Origin of the sequence: Stenotrophomonas sp. GD03958 (assembly GCF_029839005.1) — a bacterium.
In the GTDB taxonomy this organism is placed as follows: domain Bacteria; phylum Pseudomonadota; class Gammaproteobacteria; order Xanthomonadales; family Xanthomonadaceae; genus Stenotrophomonas; species Stenotrophomonas hibiscicola.
Window position 1 is genome coordinate 1 of record NZ_JAOBZT010000080.1, and the last position, 17499, is coordinate 17499.

General features: G+C 66.1%; 16 protein-coding genes. 13 read left to right on the plus strand and 3 right to left on the minus strand.

The annotated features are described in order from the left end of the window. The 6 genes from N5C25_RS17760 to galU all read left to right on the plus strand — a co-directional run. On the plus strand, positions 1–299 hold a 299-nt coding region (locus N5C25_RS17760), incomplete at its 5' end, for an integration host factor subunit beta (protein WP_279937493.1). Between the two features lie 77 nt (positions 300–376). Continuing rightward, on the plus strand, positions 377–661 hold the full coding sequence (locus N5C25_RS17765; RefSeq protein ID WP_019661299.1) for a LapA family protein: 285 nt from the start codon (positions 377–379) through the stop codon (positions 659–661). Positions 662–667: 6 nt separating this feature from the next. Continuing rightward, entirely contained in the window at positions 668–1846 is a 1179-nt protein-coding gene (gene lapB, locus N5C25_RS17770) for a lipopolysaccharide assembly protein LapB (RefSeq protein ID WP_019661300.1), read from the plus strand. Between the two features lie 3 nt (positions 1847–1849). Further along, positions 1850–2839: a glycosyltransferase family 4 protein gene (locus tag N5C25_RS17775; RefSeq protein WP_134730483.1), complete on the plus strand. Its 990-nt coding sequence runs from the start codon at positions 1850–1852 to the stop codon at positions 2837–2839. Between the two features lie 3 nt (positions 2840–2842). Next, entirely contained in the window at positions 2843–4756 is a 1914-nt protein-coding gene (locus N5C25_RS17780) for a nucleoside-diphosphate sugar epimerase/dehydratase (protein ID WP_019661302.1), read from the plus strand. After that, positions 4753–5631 carry a UTP--glucose-1-phosphate uridylyltransferase GalU gene (gene galU, locus N5C25_RS17785; protein WP_019661303.1) on the plus strand — a complete coding sequence of 293 codons (879 nt, stop codon included), beginning with the start codon at positions 4753–4755 and terminating at the stop codon, positions 5629–5631. Before N5C25_RS17780 ends, galU begins: the two co-directional genes overlap by 4 nt. 568 nt (positions 5632–6199) lie before the next feature. Here galU and N5C25_RS17790 read toward each other — a convergent pair. The 3 genes from N5C25_RS17790 to N5C25_RS17800 all read right to left on the minus strand — a co-directional run bounded on the left by N5C25_RS17790 (position 6200) and on the right by N5C25_RS17800 (position 10548). Then, positions 6200–7408, minus strand: coding sequence for an acetyl-CoA C-acyltransferase (locus N5C25_RS17790; protein ID WP_279937496.1), 1209 nt, complete (start codon positions 7406–7408; stop codon positions 6200–6202). A 74-nt stretch (positions 7409–7482) separates the two neighbouring features. After that, complete coding sequence (locus N5C25_RS17795) at positions 7483–9855, minus strand: 3-hydroxyacyl-CoA dehydrogenase/enoyl-CoA hydratase family protein (protein WP_134735391.1); 2373 nt, start codon at positions 9853–9855, stop codon at positions 7483–7485. 39 nt (positions 9856–9894) lie between these two features. Then, the gene (locus N5C25_RS17800; protein ID WP_251103277.1) at positions 9895–10548 is read right to left on the minus strand and encodes a TetR family transcriptional regulator; all 654 of its coding nucleotides are present in this window, start codon (positions 10546–10548) and stop codon (positions 9895–9897) included. Positions 10549–10873: 325 nt separating this feature from the next. On the opposite strand from N5C25_RS17800, the gene ndk reads away from it, so the two are divergent. The 7 genes from ndk to der form a co-directional block, all read left to right on the plus strand. Beyond that, positions 10874–11299: a nucleoside-diphosphate kinase gene (gene ndk / locus N5C25_RS17805; protein WP_005409295.1), complete on the plus strand. Its 426-nt coding sequence runs from the start codon at positions 10874–10876 to the stop codon at positions 11297–11299. Positions 11300–11309: 10 nt separating this feature from the next. After that, complete coding sequence (gene rlmN, locus N5C25_RS17810; protein WP_279937498.1) at positions 11310–12515, plus strand: 23S rRNA (adenine(2503)-C(2))-methyltransferase RlmN; 1206 nt, start codon at positions 11310–11312, stop codon at positions 12513–12515. Beyond that, positions 12502–13287, plus strand: coding sequence for a type IV pilus biogenesis/stability protein PilW (pilW, locus tag N5C25_RS17815; protein ID WP_279937499.1), 786 nt, complete (start codon positions 12502–12504; stop codon positions 13285–13287). The genes rlmN and pilW overlap by 14 nt, the downstream gene beginning before the upstream one ends. Before the next feature lie 18 nt (positions 13288–13305). Next, positions 13306–14178, plus strand: a complete 873-nt coding sequence (locus N5C25_RS17820) for a RodZ domain-containing protein (RefSeq protein WP_021202918.1) — start codon at positions 13306–13308, stop codon at positions 14176–14178. Between the two features lie 65 nt (positions 14179–14243). Further along, a complete protein-coding gene (locus N5C25_RS17825; protein ID WP_019661310.1) occupies positions 14244–14882 on the plus strand; it encodes a tetratricopeptide repeat protein in 639 nt (212 codons plus the stop codon). Continuing rightward, positions 14882–16090 carry an outer membrane protein assembly factor BamB gene (gene bamB / locus N5C25_RS17830; protein ID WP_279937500.1) on the plus strand — a complete coding sequence of 403 codons (1209 nt, stop codon included), beginning with the start codon at positions 14882–14884 and terminating at the stop codon, positions 16088–16090. Before N5C25_RS17825 ends, bamB begins: the two co-directional genes overlap by 1 nt. 15 nt (positions 16091–16105) lie before the next feature. Beyond that, a partial coding sequence (gene der / locus N5C25_RS17835) for a ribosome biogenesis GTPase Der (protein WP_279937501.1) occupies positions 16106–17499 on the plus strand: 1394 nt, incomplete at its 3' end.

The following is a 17499-nucleotide window of genomic DNA, read 5'->3' on the forward strand; positions in this document are numbered from 1 at the left end:
AATCCGAACTGATCGAAATCCTTGCGCGCCGCCAGGCGCACCTGAAGGCCGATGATGTCGATCTGGCGGTGAAGTCGTTGCTGGAAATGATGGGCGGATCGCTGTCCGCCGGGGATCGCATCGAAATTCGTGGTTTTGGCAGCTTCTCGCTGCACTATCGGCCGCCGCGCCTGGGTCGCAACCCGAAGACCGGCGAGTCGGTTGCCCTGCCGGGCAAGCACGTCCCACATTTCAAGCCGGGCAAGGAACTGCGCGAGCGTGTCAGCAGTGTGCTGCCGCTGGACGCCGATCCGGCCTGAGCCTCCCGTCGCGCCACCGCGTGCGAATCCAGCCGCGAGTCGGATAAGCTACGGACTCCTGCCACTGGAGCTGTCGCATGAAGGTTTTTCGTCTGCTGGTCCTGCTGGCGGTACTCATTGTTGGGTTGATCATCGGTGCCATGAACATGGACGAGATGACCATCAACCTGCTGTTCACCCAGCTCAAGACCTCGGTCGGCGTGGCCATCATTGCCGCGTTGCTGATCGGCGTCATCGTTGGTGCTGGCCTGGTGCTGGTGAGCGTGGTCATTCCGCTCTACAGCCAGCTGCGCCGCGCCAACAAGTCCGCTGCCGCCACGCCGGCACCGGTTGCCTCCCCTCAATCTTTTGATGGACGCTGATCGAAGATGGATTTCGTCACCGAGTGGTTCTGGTTCTTCCTGTTCGTTCCGCTGGCCGCACTGGCCGGGTGGGTGATCGGACGGCGTGGTGGTCAACGCCACGGTGACAACCAGGTCAGCCGCCTGTCCAGCACCTACTTCCGTGGCCTGAACTACCTGCTCAACGAGCAGCCGGACAAGGCCATCGAGCTGTTCCTGCACATCGCCGAGCTGGACAAGGAAACCTTCGAGACCCAGGTCGCGCTGGGCCACCTGTTCCGCCGCCGCGGCGAAGTCGATCGCGCCATCCGCCTGCACCAGGGCCTGGTCAACCGGCACGACCTCAGCGATGCGCAACGCGTGCAGGCGCTGCTGGCGCTGGGCGAGGACTACATGAAGTCCGGCCTGCTGGACCGCGCCGAGACCGTGTTCACCGAACTGGCGCAGCTGGACCAGCGTGCCCCGCAGGCACTCAAGCACCTGATCGGCATCTACCAGGCCGAGCGTGACTGGGAAAAGGCGATCGACAACGCGACCCGTTTCGAGGACGTTACCGGCGAGCCGATGGGCAAGCTGATCGGGCAGTTCGAGTGCGAACTGGCCGAACGCTTCCGCGGTGCCGGCAAGCTGGAAGAGGCGAGGGCGGCGATCGCCCGGGCCTACCAGGCCGATGCGATGTCGGTGCGTGCCGGCATCATCGAAGGGCGCCTGGAAACCGACGCGGGCAATCCGGAAGCGGCCGTACGCGCGTTCGAGCGTGCTGCGCGCAATGATCCGGAGTACCTGCCGGAGCTGCTGCCGGCGCTGATGCAGAACTACCGCAAGGTGGGTGATCTGGCAGGCGCGCGCGCTTTCCTGTCGGAGATGACCGAGCATTACCGTGGCATTGCCCCGGTGCTGGCGCTGACCCGCCTGATGGAAGAGCAGGAGGGGGTGGCCCCGGCCCGTGCCTACCTGGGCCGCCAGCTCAAGGACCGCCCGTCGGTGCGTGGCGAGTCCGCGCTGATCGACCTGACCCTTGCTGAAGGCGCTGATTCCACGGCGACCCTGCACGACCTCAAGCACATCACCGACCAGTTGCTGGTACGCAACCCGGCCTATCGCTGCACCCGCTGTGGTTTCGGGGCGCGCACCCATCACTGGCAGTGCCCGAGCTGCAAGGAGTGGGGTACGGTCAAGCCGCTGTTGAATTACGCGGTGCTCTGATCCATGCCGTGGCTCGTGATGGGCGCGCTGCTGGGCCTGGCCCTGCTGAGTGCGGCACTGACCTGGGCGGCGCGGGGCTATGCGCTGCGCCGGCAACTGTTTGACCAGCCGGGCGAGCGCCGCAGTCACAGCGTAGCGACCCCTCGAGGTGGCGGCATCGCCATCGTCATCAGCCTGCTGGTGACCGCCGGTGTTGCCATGTGGGCCTGGCCCGCAGCGCTTCCGAGCCTGCTCGTGGCCGCCCTTGGCCTGGCGCTGGTGGCGGGTATCGGCTGGTGGGATGACCATCGGCCGCTTCCGGCCATGCGCCGCCTGATGGTGCATTTCATCGCCGCCGCGCTGCTGGCCGCGCTGGTCAGGGTGCATGGTGGCAGCTGGCTGCTGGCCGTGTTGGTCCTGCTGTTCACTGCCTCTCTGATCAACATCTGGAATTTCATGGATGGGATCAACGGCATCGCGGCCAGCCAGGCCGTTGTGGTGGCCCTGGGGCTGGCGCCGTTGCTGCCCTGGCCGTACTCGCTGGCGGCCATCGCGTTGGGCCTGGCGTGCCTGGGCTTCCTGCCGTTCAACTTCCCACGGGCCCGGATCTTCATGGGCGATGTCGGAAGTGGCTCGCTGGGTTATGCGGTTGCGGCGGTGCTGGCACTGGCCAGTGTCAAGACCGACATCAACTGGATACTGCTGCTTGTGTCGGCATCGCCGTTCCTTGTGGACGCGGGCTTCACACTGCTGGCGCGCATCATTTCAGGACAACGCTGGATGGAACCCCATACCCAGCATGTCTACCAGCGCGCGGTGCAGGCAGGAGCCAGTCACGCCCGGGTAACAGGGATGTACTTTGCTTTGGGCCTGTTCAGTATTACAGTGCTTAATGTCTGCTCCAACTTGCAGCCGAGGTGGGAGGCTGCCGTGGCGATCGCGTGGTTCATTGCGCTGAGCGTCCTCTGGCTCCTCCTGCGCAATGGATTGCGCCACCGAAAAGGAAATACCTGACTTATGGCTTCACCCTGGCGGGACAGAATCCTCGGCCTGATGCCACGTTCGGCCATCGTCTGCCACGACCTGTTCATGGTCTGGGCATGCTGGCAGCTGCTGCATGCAGGGCGGTACTCGATCCTGGCCAACGCCCCCGAGCTCCCTCTCTGGAACGTCGACACCACGCTGGTGCTGCTGCTGCAGGGCCTGGTGTTCTGGCGCGTGGGCCTCTATCGGGGGCTGTGGCGCTTCGCCAGCGTCAGCGACCTGCTGAACATCTTCAAGGCCAGCTTCATCGGCATGGTGGCCATCGTGCTGGTGCTGATGTGGAAGCGCTTCGATGGCGTGCCGATGTCGGTGCTGGTGATCTATCCGTTCGCGCTGTCGGCGCTGCTGGGCGCGCCGCGCCTGCTGTACCGGGCCTGGAAGGACTACCAGGCGCTGCAGTCGGACTCATCCGCGCGTCGCGTGCTGATCCTGGGTGCCGGCCAGGCCGCCGAGACCCTGGTCCGTGACCTGCGCCGTTCAGGCAATTTCGAGCCGGTCGGCCTGCTGGACGATGCGCCGCACCTGCGCGGTGCCAAGCTGCAGGGCCTGCCGATCCTCGGCACCCTGGACGATGCGCCGACCGTGGTCCGTGAGACGGCGGCCAAGCTGCTGGTGATCGCCATCCCCTCGCTGGACGCCGCAGGCATGCAGCGGATCGTGGCCATCTGCGAAAGCACCGGCGTGCCGTTCCGCACCGTGCCCAAGCTCAGCGACATCCTGCAGGGCCAGTCGCTGCCGGGGCAGTTGAAGGAAGTGGCGATCGAGGATCTGCTCGGCCGCAAGCCGATCATGCCGGACTGGAACCTGATCCGTGGCTGGTTGGGCGGGCGTACGGTGATGGTCACCGGCGCTGGCGGCTCGATCGGCTCCGAGCTGTGCCGCCAGTGCGCGCGTCACGGTGCCGGTCGCATCATCCTGCTCGAGATCAGCGAGCTGCTGTTGCTGACCATCGAGGGTGAGCTGCGACGCAGCTTCCCGGACGTCGAGGTTGAAGCAGTGCTGGGCGATTGCGGCGACCCGGCGGTGATCCGCCATGCGCTGTCGCTGCATCCCGTCGACACCGCCTTCCATGCCGCCGCCTACAAGCATGTACCGGTGCTGGAGCGGCAGCTGCGCGAGGCGGTGCGCAACAACATCCTGGCCACAGAGAACGTGGCCCGCGCCTGCCTGGAAGCGCGCGTCGAGCACTTCGTGTTCATTTCCACCGACAAGGCCGTCGACCCGGTCAATGCGCTGGGCGCCAGCAAGCGCTATGCGGAAATGATCTGCCAGAGCCTGGACCAGAAGTCCACGCATACCCGTTTCGTCACGGTGCGCTTCGGCAACGTGCTGGCCTCGGCCGGCAGCGTGGTGCCACTGTTCCGCGAACAGATCCTGCGGGGTGGGCCGGTGACCGTCACCGACCCGGAAGTCAGCCGCTACTTCATGACCATCCCGGAGGCCTGTCAGCTGATCCTGCAGGCCGCCGCCTCGGCGTCGCACGGTGCGATCTATACCCTCGACATGGGCGAGCCGGTGCCGATCCGTGTACTGGCCGAGCAGATGATCCGCCTGGCCGGCAAGCAGCCGTACAAGGACATTCCGATCATCTACACCGGGCTGCGTCCGGGCGAGAAGCTGCACGAGACGCTGTTCTATTCGGACGAGGACTATCGTTCCACCGCGCACCCGAAGATTCTCGAGGCCGGTGTGCGCGCGTTCTCACGTGACCTGGTGCTGGGCAATGTTCCGCGCCTGCGCGATGCCGTGGCTGGTTACGACACCACCAGCATCCAGGAGATCCTGTTCGCGACAATGCCGGAGTTCTCGCCAATCGAACAGGATGCTTACATTTCATCCGCTAAAGTCGTGCCCTTTCCGGCACGTGAGGCCAACAGGCACCAATGAGCAAGCGAATTCGCAAGGCAGTTTTTCCAGTGGCAGGGCTCGGGACGCGCTTCTTGCCGGCAACCAAGACGGTTCCGAAGGAAATGTTGCCGATCATTGATCGTCCGCTGATCCAGTACGCGGTCGATGAGGCAATCGAAGCTGGTTGCGACACGCTGGTGTTCATCACCAACCGCTACAAGCATGCCGTGGCCGACTACTTCGACAAGGCTTACGAGCTGGAGCAGAAGCTCGAGCGCGCCGGCAAGCAGGAGCAGCTGGAGATGATCCGTCATGTGCTGCCCAATGGCGTGCGCGCGATTTTCGTGACCCAGGCCGAAGCACTGGGCCTGGGCCACGCGGTGCTGTGCGCCAAGGCCGTGATCGGCGACGAACCGTTCGCGGTGCTGCTGCCGGATGACCTGATCTGGAACCGCGGCGACGGCGCACTGAAGCAGATGGCCGACCTCAACGAGGCCAGTGGCGCCAGCGTCATCGCTGTTGAAGACGTGCCGCATGACAAGACCGCCAGCTACGGCATCGTTGCCACCGAGGCGTTCGATGGCCGCAAGGGCCGCATTTCGCAGATCGTGGAGAAGCCGAAGCCGGAGGACGCGCCCAGCGACCTGGCTGTGGTCGGCCGCTATGTGCTGAGCCCGAAGATCTTCGAGCTGCTGGAGCAGACCGGCAGCGGTGCCGGTGGCGAGATCCAGCTGACCGATGCGATCGCGCAGCTGCTGAAGACCGAAGAAGTCGATGCCTATCGTTTCGAGGGCACCCGCTTCGACTGTGGCACGCACCTGGGGCTGGTGGAGGCGACGATCCGCTTTGCGCTGGACAACCCGAAGCTGGCAGGGCCGGCGCGGGAGAAGCTGACGGCGATGTTGGCGGAATAAGGGTTTTATCAAGCGCTCCGTGCAGCGCCTTGATTGATACGTGATGGGCGGGACGGGTGGGCCTTTGCAGGACACGCCGTAAACCCGTCCATGGGGGCTCGATCGCCGCATCCATGCGGCGAACGGTCCTGCAAAGGCCCCCCCGCCCCGCCTGTCAGGTTTCCTGCGGGCGCGGACGGGAAGGGCGGAATCAAAGGCAGAAGCACAAGCACAAGCAAAAAAGGCAGCCATAGGCTGCCTTTTTTGCTTGTTGGGGTCGGATCCCTTTGCGTAGCAAAGGGCTCTGACCTCAGCTCTTGATCCTGCCTTTGCTCACCCTTCCGCCGCGCGGAATGATGGATGGCGCGGGTGGATGAGGCTGACCGGGACTGTCAGCGGCATGGATGCCGCTGCCAAGCCCCCATGGGTGAGGGCGCTTTGCTTGCGAAGCACTGCTTCGCAAGCGCCCGAACGCACAGCCGCCAGCGGCTGGGCCGGACCGCGGAGCGGGGTTCACAGCGTGTCCCGGGCAGTCTCACCCACCCGGGCCCCACAGCCAACCAGCAATCAGCCGGCAACGCTCTGAACCTTACAGCGCCTCGAAAATACCCGCCGCGCCCATGCCGGTGCCGATGCACATGGTCACCATGCCGTACTTCTGCTGGCGACGACGCAGGCCGTGCAGCAGGGTCGCGGTGCGGATCGCGCCGGTTGCACCCAGCGGGTGGCCCAGGGCAATCGCGCCGCCCAGCGGGTTGACCTTGCTCGGGTCCAAGCCGCAATCGCGGATCACCGCCAGCGACTGCGCGGCGAAGGCTTCGTTGAGCTCGATCCAGTCCAGCTGGTCCTGGGTCAGGCCGGCCTGCTTCAGTGCCTTCGGGATCGCGGCGATCGGGCCGATGCCCATCACTTCCGGGCGCACGCCGGCCACCGAGAAGCTGACGAAACGCGCCAGCGGGGTCAGGCCGTAGTCCTTGATCGCCTGTTCCGAGGCCAGCAGCACGGCACCGGCGCCATCGCTCATCTGCGACGAGTTGCCAGCAGTGACGGTGCCGCCGAACTGGCCGTTGCGGAACACCGGGCGCAGCTTGGCCAGGCCTTCAGCCGAGGAATCCGGGCGCGGGCCTTCGTCGGTGTCGGCGATCTTGTTGCGGGTGATGATGCGCTGGCCGTCGGCCAGGTCCGGCAGGTGCGAGATGATCTCGTACGGGCTGATCTCGTCCTTGAACTCGCCGTTCTGGATCGCGGCCATGGCCTTCTGGTGCGAGGCGAGGGCGAAGGCGTCCTGGTCTTCACGCGAGACCTTCCACTCTTCGGCGACCTTCTCGGCAGTGATGCCCATGCCGTAGGCGATGGCCACGTGGTCGTTGTCGAACACGCTCGGCGCCATGGCGATCTTGTTGCCCATCATCGGCACCATCGACATCGACTCGGTGCCACCGGCCAGCATCAGGTCGGCGTTGCCCAGGCGGATCGCGTCGGCGGCCTGCGCCACGGCCTGCAGGCCGGAGGAGCAGAAGCGGTTCACGGTCTGCGCGGCGATGGTGTTTGGCAGGCCAGCCAGCAGCACGCCGATGCGCGCCACGTTCATGCCCTGCTCGGCTTCGGGCATGGCGCAGCCGATGATCGCGTCATCGATGCGGTTGACGTCCACGCCCGGGGCATGGGCGACGACGCTGCGCAGCACGTGCGCAAGCATGTCGTCGGGGCGGGTGTTGCGGAACATGCCCTTGGGCGCCTTGCCAACCGGGGTGCGGGTGGCGGCGACGATGTAGGCGTCCTGGATTTGCTTGGTCATTGCAGTGATCTCTTGAATTTTTTAGCCGGAGTGCCGACCAACGGTCGGCACCCACCGGAAGCAGGGATGGGCGATCAGTTACGCAGCGGCTTGCCGGTCTTCAGCATGTGCGCGATGCGGGCCTGGGTCTTTTCCTGCTGGGCCAGTTCGACGAAGTGCTTGCGCTCCAGGGTCAGCAGCCACTCTTCGTCGACCAGGGTGCCGCGGTCGACCTTGCCGCCGCACAGCACGGTGGCGATGCGCTCGGCGATCTCGTAGTCGTACGGGCTGATGAAGCGGCCTTCCAGCATGTTGACCAGCATCATCTTGAAGGTGGCGATGCCCACGTCACCGGCGACCTGGATGCGGCGTGCCGGCAGCGGCGGGCGGTAGCCGGCTTCGGCCAGGGCGCGTGCTTCGGCCTTGGCGATGTGCAGCGCCTCGTAGCTGTTGAACACCACCTTGTCGGTGCTGCGCAGCAGGCCCAGCTCCTTGGCGTTGACCGCCGAGTTGGACACCTTGGCCATCGCCACGGTCTCGAAGGTCTTCTTCAGTTCGGCGAACACGTCGCCGCCCGGGCCCGCGGCCTGCGAGGCACGCACGGCCAGTTCCTTCAGGCCGCCACCGGCCGGCAGCAGGCCGACGCCGGCTTCGACCAGGCCGATGTAGCTTTCCAGGAAGGCGACGGTCTTGGCGCTGTGCATCTGGAACTCGCAGCCGCCACCCAGGGCCAGGCCACGCACGGCGGCCACCACCGGCACCAGGGAGTACTTGATGCGCTGGCTGGTGCGCTGGAAGTTGGCGACCATTTCCTCGAACTGGTCGACTTTGCCGGCCTGCAGCAGGCCGAGCGCACCGGCCAGGTCGGCACCGGCGGAGAAGGGTTCCTTCTGCTGCCAGATCACCAAGCCCTGGAAGTCCTTCTCGGCGCGGCTCACGCATTCCTGCAGGCCATCCAGCACCTGGTCGGACACGGTGTTCATCTTGGTCTTGAAGCTGACCACGGCGATGCCGTCACCGTCGTGCCACATGCGCAGGCCGTCGTTCTCGAACACGGTTTCGCCCGGCGCGAACTGCTCGCCCAGCAGCGGATCCGGGAAGCGCTGGCGCTGGTACACCGGCAGCGACGAGCGCGGCAGCTTGGCGTTGCGCGACGGGCTGTAGCTGCCCTCGGCGGCGTGCACGCCGTCGCGGCCGTCGAAGACCCAATCCGGCAGCGGGGCATTGCTCATGCTCTTGCCGGCCACGATGTCATCGGCGATCCACTGTGCCACCTGCTTCCAGCCGGCGGCCTGCCAGGTTTCGAACGGGCCCAGCGACCAGCCGTAGCCCCAGCGGATGGCCAGGTCGACGTCGCGCGCGGTCTCGGCGATGTCGGCCAGGTGGTAGGCGCTGTAGTGGAACAGGTCGCGGAAGGTCGCCCACAGGAACTGCGCCTGCGGGTGCTGGCTCTCGCGCAGCTTGGCGAACTTCTCGGCCGGGTTCTTGATCTTCAGGATCTCGACCACTTCCGGTGCGGCGGTGCGGTCGGCCGGACGGTAGTCCTGCTTCTCCAGATCCAGTACCACGATGTCCTTGCCGACTTTGCGGAAGATGCCGGCGCCGGTCTTCTGGCCCAGCGCGCCCTTGGAAATCAGCGCGTCCAGCCACTTCGGCGACTTGAAGAATTCATGCCACGGGTCATTCGGCAGGGTGTCGCCCATGGTCTTGATGACGTGGGCCATGGTGTCCAGGCCGACCACGTCGGAGGTGCGGTAGGTGGCCGACTTCGGGCGGCCGACCAGCGGGCCAGTCAGGCCGTCCACTTCATCGAAGCCCAGGCCGAACTGCTGGGTGTGGTGGATGGTGGACAGGATCGAGAACACGCCGATGCGGTTGCCGATGAAGTTCGGGGTGTCCTTGGCGTACACCACGCCCTTGCCCAGGGTGGTGACCAGGAACTCTTCCAGGCCTTCCAGCACGGCGGCGTCGGTGGTGGTGGCCGGGATCAGCTCGGCCAGGTGCATGTAGCGCGGCGGGTTGAAGAAGTGCACGCCGCAGAAGCGGTGGCGCAGCTGTTCGGGCAGCACGTCGGCCAGCTTGTTGATGCCCAGGCCCGAGGTGTTGGAGGCCAGCACCGCGTGGTCGGCCACGAACGGCGCAATCTTCTTGTACAGGTCCTGCTTCCAGTCCATGCGCTCGGCGATGGCCTCGATGATCAGGTCGCAGTCCTTCAGCTGCTCCAGGCCGGAGTCGTAATTGGCCGGGGTGATGGCTTCGGCCAGCGACTTGCTGGCCAGCGGCGCCGGGCTCAGCTTGCCCAGGTTGGCGATCGCCTTCAGCACGATGCCATCGGCCGGACCTTCCTTCGCAGGCAGGTCGAACAGCACGGTGTCGACGCCGGCGTTGGTGAGGTGGGCGGCGATCTGGGCACCCATGACGCCGGCACCCAGCACGGCGGCGCGGCGGACTAGCAGGGAATTGGACATGGTGTAGGGCCTTTGTTGGTCAGCAGTTACTGGGTGGAATCAAACGGAAGCGGGCAGGGCGCTGGCGCGTGCGGCGGCGCGGAACCCGGCTTCGGCGAAATGGATCAGTTCGTGGGCGGCATGGGCACGATGCGCCGCTTCGGTGACACCGGCGGGACGCTTGATCAGCCCGAAGTCGGCCATGGCATAGGTGAGCGAGCCGGCCAGGAAGTCGAGGCGCCAGTACAACTCTTCCTTGCTCAGGCCGGGCACGCACTCGCCGATGGCCTTGCCGAACGCACGCAGCACGTGGCCGTAGTGGTCGGACAGGAACTTGCGCAGGTTGTCGTTCTTCTCGGCGTAGGCGCGGGCAATCACGCGCACGAAGGCGCCGCCGTTCTGGCGGTCCTGGGCCAGCGCCAGGGCCGGCTCGACGAAGGCGGCCAGCACCGGGCGCAGTTCGCCGGGGTGTTCGCTGCGGGCCCGCTCCAGCTGCGCCAGGCGCGCGCCGGTCATCTCGTCCATGCGGCGGCGGAAGACCTCATTGACCAGATTTTCCTTGGAACCGAAGTGATAGTTGACCGCGGCGATGTTGACGTCGGCCTGGCTGGTCACCTGGCGCAGCGAGGTGCCGGCGAAGCCGTGCTGGGCGAACAGCTCCTCGGCCGCGCCGAGGATCCGGTCCTTGGTCGAGAAGTGGGCGGGTTTGGCCATCGGCGGGCAGACCTTAATCAAACGATTGTTTGATACTAGGACCAGACGGCGGCGTATGGCATTTTGCAGTGCAGCAAAATGGGCGGGCTCGGTCAGATTTCACTCAGGTGGGTGAATGGGCGCGAATGGTAGTACCGGCCGCTGGCCGGCAACCTCGGGCAGCCCATGGGGCGCCTGCCTGCCGGCCAGCGGCCGGCACTACCATGCTGCCGCTTTATCTTTTACAATTCGCCTACGTTTATCAGGCTAAGCCCGCGTCCCGACGCGGGTTTTTTTCATGTTACCCTTCGGGCCATCAGCGGCCCGATTCCATTGGAGACATCCCATGGCGCTGGAGCGCACCCTTTCGATCATCAAGCCGGACGCCGTTGCCAAGAACGTCATCGGCGAAATCTACGCCCGCTTCGAGAAGGCCGGCCTGAAGGTCGTGGCCGCCAAGTACAAGCAGCTGTCGCGCCGTGAAGCCGAAGGCTTCTATGCCGTGCACCGCGAGCGTCCGTTCTTCAACGCGCTGGTCGAGTTCATGATCTCCGGCCCGGTGATGATCCAGGCCCTGGAAGGCGAGAACGCCGTCCTGGCCCACCGCGACCTGCTGGGCGCCACCAACCCGAAGGAAGCCGCGCCGGGCACCATCCGCGCCGACTTCGCAGAATCCATCGATGCCAACGCCGCACACGGCTCGGACTCGGTCGAGAATGCCGCGATTGAGATCGCCTACTTCTTCGCCGCCACCGAAGTCGTCTCGCGCTGAGAGTAATGCCGTGAACGAGGTCGTACAGTCCCCCGCCATCCAGCCGCTGCCGAAGTCGGCACCCGCAGCTGGCAAGCAGAACCTGCTCGACCTCGATCGCGCGGGCCTGGAGAAGTTTTTCGTCGAGGTTCTCGGCGAGAAGAAGTTCCGTGCCCATCAGGTGATGAAGTGGATCCATCATCGCTACGTCACCGATTTCGATGAAATGACCGACCTCGGCAAGGTCCTGCGCGCCAAGCTGCAGGCCCATGCCGAGGTGCTGGTTCCGAACATCGTGTTCGACAAGCCCTCCGCCGACGGCACCCACAAGTGGCTGCTGGCGATGGGCGTGGATGGCAAGAACGCCATCGAGACCGTGTACATCCCGGACAAGACCCGCGGCACGTTGTGCGTGTCCTCGCAGGTCGGTTGCGGCCTGAACTGCACGTTCTGCTCCACCGCCACCCAGGGCTTCAACCGTAACCTGACCACCGCCGAGATCATCGGCCAGGTGTGGGTTGCCGCACGCCACCTGGGCAACGTGCCGCACCAGATGCGCCGCCTCACCAACGTGGTGATGATGGGCATGGGCGAGCCGCTGATGAATTTCGACAACGTCGTGCGCGCCATGAGCGTGATGCGCGACGACCTGGGCTACGGCCTGGCGAACAAGCGCGTGACCCTGTCGACCTCCGGCCTGGTGCCGCAGATCGACCGCCTGTCTGCCGAAAGCGACGTGTCGCTGGCGGTGTCGCTGCACGCGCCGAACGACGCGCTGCGCGAGACCCTGGTGCCGCTCAACAAGAAGTACCCGATCGCCGAGCTGATGGCCTCGTGCGCACGCTACCTGCGCGCCAACAAGCGCCGCGAATCGGTCACCTTCGAGTACACCCTGATGAAGGGCATCAACGACAAGCCCGAGCATGCCCGCGAGCTGGCCCGCCTGATGCGCCAGTTCGACAACGCGGTGCAGGCCAAGGATTCGGGCAAGGTCAACCTGATCCCGTTCAATCCGTTCCCGGGCACCCGCTACGAGCGTTCCGAGGAGGCCAACATCCGCGCCTTCCAGAAGATCCTGCTCGACAGCAACGTGCTGACGATGGTCCGCCGCACCCGTGGCGACGACATCGACGCCGCCTGTGGCCAGCTCAAGGGCCAGGTGATGGACCGCACCCGCCGCCAGGCGGAGTTCAACAAGACGCTGCAGGCGGGGAAGGGGAGCGATGCCGCGGCCTGACCGCCTCTGGCTGGCGCTTCTCGCAGGCGTGCTGGCCGTTGCGGTCGGCGGCTGCAAATCCCAACCCAAGGCCAAGCTGGGCCCCAGCGAAGCGCCGGTCTATTCGGTGCGCGATCCGGACAGCGTGCGGCGCCAGGTGCGCCTGCAGGATCTGTTGGCGCTGGCTGCCCGTGACATGCAGGTCGGCAACCTGGATGCGGCCGAACGCAAGGCGCGCGAGGCGCTGAAGCTGGCGCCCGACTCGCCGGATGCGCTGGTGCTGCTGGCCGGCATCGATGAGCGCCGTGGCCGGAGCCAGCAAGCGGGCGAGAGCTTCCGCAGGGCGGCCGAACAGGCGCCGCAGCGCGGTGACATCCTCAACAATTACGGGGCGTGGCTGTGCCAGCAGGGGCGGCCGGCCGAGTCGCTGGCGTGGTTCGATCGAGCGCTGCAGGCGCCGGGCTACGCCACACCGGCCGAATCCCAGGCCAATGCGGGCAGCTGTGCACTGGACGCTGGCCAGCTTGAACGTGCCGAAGGCGACCTGCGCGCGGCGCTGTCGGCGCTGCCGGGAAACCCGGTCGCGCTGGAGGCGATGGCCCAGCTCAGCTTCCGCCAGGGCCGCTTCATGGAGGCGCGGGCCTTCGCCGAACGTAGGATTGCGGCTGCACCCGCAACGCGTTCCGTGTTACAACTTGCGTCTCAAATCGAAGCGCGGCTGGGTGATCGGGCGGCATCTGATCGCTATCTTCAGCGGATTCGACAGGAATTTCCGCAGGAAGCGGGCTCCTAACTCCAGGGTTGATGCATTGTGATTGATGACCAGACTGTGAGCGCTCTCGAGACTGCGGCCGGCTGCGGCACCCGCCTGCGCCAGGCCCGCGAGGCGGCCGGACTGACCCTCGAAGATGTCGGCTCGCGCCTGCGCATGCCGGTCCAGGTGGTCAGGTCGCTGGAAGAAGAACAATGGCAGAAGCTTGGCGCGCCGGTGTTCGTGCGCGGCCAGCTGCGCAGCTACGCGCGGCTTCTGGACGTGGACGTGGGAGAGCTGCTGGAGCAGGCCCAGGTCGGCCCGGTGGTGCCGCCTACCCTGGTCAGCCATACCCATACCCCGCGTGCGCGCCGCATTGCCGAGAATCTCGGCCGTCGCGTGCTGTACGTCGGCATCACCGCGGTGCTGGCAGTGCCGGTGTGGTTCGCCACCCGTGGCCATTTCGATGGCAGTGCGACGCCGTCGCCGAACACCGCCTCGCTGGACGCGATTCCGGCCGCCGTGCCGGTGACCCCCTCTGCCGCCGGCGTCGAGCCGGCCGCGGTGGCGGACGTGGCGAGCGCTCCGGCCAGCAAGCCGGCCGCCACTCCGTACGTGGCCTCGCTGGCCCCGGTGCCGCGTCCAGCCCCGGCACCGGCCGCTGCCGCCAATACGCTGGACATGCAGTTCAGTGGCGACAGCTGGGTCGATATCGGCGGCCCGGACGGCAGCACTGTCGAGAAGGCGCTGATCAAATCCGGCGAGAGCCGCAGCTTCACGCCGGGCCAGGTGACCCGGGTGACCCTGGGCAACGCCTCGGCGGTCCAGGTTCAGCAGAACGGCGCTATCGTCGATCTGACCCCCTACCAGCGAGCCAACGTGGCACGCTTTCAGGTATCCTCTGAAGGCTCCGTAGTCCCGGTTTCGCACTGAGGCGCGGTTTCACCACCTTCGATTAATTCCAATGGTCCCTCCCGATGGGCGGGGCGAGAGTACGCATGGCGATCGACGATCTGCTCGACGAGCACGAACAAAGTGAACGCGTCCGCAGCTGGCTGCGGAAGAATGGCGCCAGCATCCTCGGTGGCGTGGTCATCGCCATCGGTGCCATTGCCGGCTGGCAGTGGTACCAGAAGGATCAGGGCGGCAAGCTGGCCTCGGCCAATGTCGAGTACCAGAAGGCGCTCGTTGGCCTGCAGCAGAACAAGCTCGACGACGCCGCCAAGGCGGTCAAGGCGCTCGAAGCCGGCCCGTCCAGCATCTACGGCGACCTGGCGGCGCTGCAGCTGGCCAAGGCCCAGGTCGACGCCGGCAAGAACGAAGAAGCCCTGGCTACCCTGCGCGGCGTGAAGGTTGAAGGTGACCTGCAGCGCGTGGTCGACCAGCGCGTGGCCCGCCTGCTGGTGGCCACCGGCAAGAGCGACGAAGCGATCAAGCTGCTGGGCAGCGCCACCGACAGCAGCAGCCTGGAAATCCATGGCGATGCGCTGATGGCGCAGGGCAAGCGTGATGAGGCCCGTGCACAGTACGAGAAGGCGCTGAAGACGCTGGACGTGGCAGCGCCGCAGCGGCGCCTGCTGGAAACCAAGGTTATGGACGCCGGCGGCACCGTCGCCGCCCCTGCGGAGTCGGTTTGATGAGTCAGAAGGTCATGATCACCCGCGTCGCCACCGTGCTCCTGATGGGCATGGCCCTGACCGGCTGCAGCACCATGAAGGGCTGGTTCGCCGGCAAGGACGCGGCCGCGAAGAAGGCACAGGAACCGGCTGAGCTGGTCAAGTTCGAGCCGACCCTGAAGGTCAACAAGGCCTGGTCGGTCAACCTCGGCAAGGGCGAGCGCCGCATCGGCGTGCGCCAGGGCCCGGCCGTGGCCAACGGCCACGTGTTCGCTGCGGCGATCACCGGTGGCGTGCACGCCATCGACCTGCAGACCGGCAAGAAGGTCTGGACCTGGGAGCCGCAGAAGGAAAAGAAGAAGGCCAAGCTGCGCCTGTCCGGTGGCCCGGGTGTCGGTGAGAGCCTGGTCGTGATCGGCACGCTCGATGGCCAGGTCATCGCGCTGGACATCAACGACGGCAGCGAAAAGTGGCGCGCCCGTGTTCCGGGTGAAGTCATCGCCGCGCCGGCCATCGCCCAGGGCGCGGTCTACGTGCGCAGCAACGACGGCCGTATCACTGCGTTCGATGCCGGCAACGGCACCCAGAAGTGGTTCAACCCGAGCGAGCTGCCGGCGCTGACCGTGCGTGGCAACGCACCGGTGGTGACCGGCCCGGGCGTGCTGTTCATCGGCAAGGACGAGGGCGCGGTTGCCGCCCTGGCCCAGCAGGATGGCCGCACCCTGTGGGAACAGAACGTGGGCAACGGTGAAGGCCGTACCGAGCTGGAGCGTATGGCCGATGTGGACGGCGCGCCGGTGCTGGATGGCAACACCCTGTTCGTGAGCAGCTTCAAGAACCAGACGATGGCCATCGAAGGCCCGACCGGTCGCCCGCTGTGGGCGCGCGACCACGGCGGTGCGGGTGGCGTGGCGGTGTCGTCGGGCAATGTGTTCGTGACCGACAACAAGGGCGGCGTGTTCGGCCTGGACAAGGCCAGCGGCGCAGCCATGTGGTCGCAGACGGCACTGGCCCGTCGCTCGCTGACCGGCCCGGCGCTGCATGGCGACTACGTCGTGGTCGGCGACTACAAGGGATACGTGCACTGGTTGCAGGCCTCCGATGGTGCGATGGCGGCACGGGCAAAGAGCGGTGGTGATGCCCTGTTGGCCCAGCCGGTCGTCGCAGACGGGGTGCTGCTGGTGCAGAACGTGGATGGCAAGCTGACCGCCTTCCGGTTGGCAAATTAATACGGAGTACTCGCGATGCTGCCTTTGGTCGCCCTGGTTGGACGGCCGAATGTCGGCAAGTCGACCATTTTCAATGCGTTGACCCGCACCCGTGACGCCCTGGTCCATGACCAGCCCGGCGTCACCCGTGATCGCAACTACGGCGTCTGCCGCCTCGACGAGGACAATCATTTCCTCGTCGTGGATACCGGCGGTATTGCCGGTGAGGACGAAGGCCTGGCCGGTGCCACCACCCGCCAGGCGCGTGCGGCGGCTGCCGAAGCGGACCTGATCCTGTTCGTCGTCGATGCCCGCGAGGGCACCTCGGCGCTGGACGACGAGATCCTGGCGTGGCTGCGCAAGCTGTCGCGCCCGACGTTGCTGCTGATCAACAAGATCGACGGTACCGACGAGGACAGCGTCCGCTCCGAGTTCGCCCGCTACGGTTTCGGCGAAATGCTGACCGTCTCGGCCGCGCATCGCCAGGGCCTGGACGACCTGCTGGACGAAGTGATCCAGCGCCTGCCGGAAGAAGGTAGCGGCGAAGAGCTGGACAACGATCCGAACCGCATCCGCATCGCCTTCGTCGGCCGCCCGAACGTGGGCAAGTCGACCCTGGTCAACCGCATCCTCGGCGAGGAGCGCATGATCGCCTCCGACGTGCCGGGCACCACCCGCGACTCGATCGCGGTGGACCTGGAGCGTGACGGCCGCGAGTACCGCCTGATCGATACCGCCGGCCTGCGCCGTCGTTCGCGCGTGGACGAGGTCGTCGAGAAGTTCTCGGTGGTCAAGACCATGCAGTCGATCGAACAGTGCCAGGTGGCCGTGCTGATGCTGGACGCCACCGAGGGCGTGACCGACCAGGACGCCACCGTGCTCGGTGCCGTGCTCGACGCCGGCCGCGCGCTGGTGATCGCCATCAACAAGTGGGATGGCCTGACCGAGTACCAGCGCGAACAGGCTGAAACCATGCTGTCGCTGAAGCTGGGCTTCGTGCCCTGGGCCGAATCGGTGCGCATTTCAGCCAAGCACGGCTCGGGCCTGCGCGAGCTGTTCCGTGCGGTGCACCGCGCGCACGAATCGGCGAACAAGACCTTCACCACCAGCGAAGTGAACAAGGCGCTGGAAGTGGCGTACGAGACCAACCCGCCGCCGACCATCCGCGGGCATGTCTCCAAGCTGCGCTACGTGCACCCGGCCGGTTCCAACCCGCCGACCTTCATCGTGCACGGCACGCGCCTGAAGGAACTGCAGGAGTCGTACAAGCGCTACCTGGAGAACTTCTTCCGCAAGCGCTTCAAGCTGATCGGCACGCCGGTGAGCTTCATCTTCCGCGAGGGTACCAACCCGTACGAGGGCAAGAAGAACGTCCTCACTGAGCGGCAGATCAAGTCCAAGCGGCGCTTGATGAAGCACGTCAAGGGCAA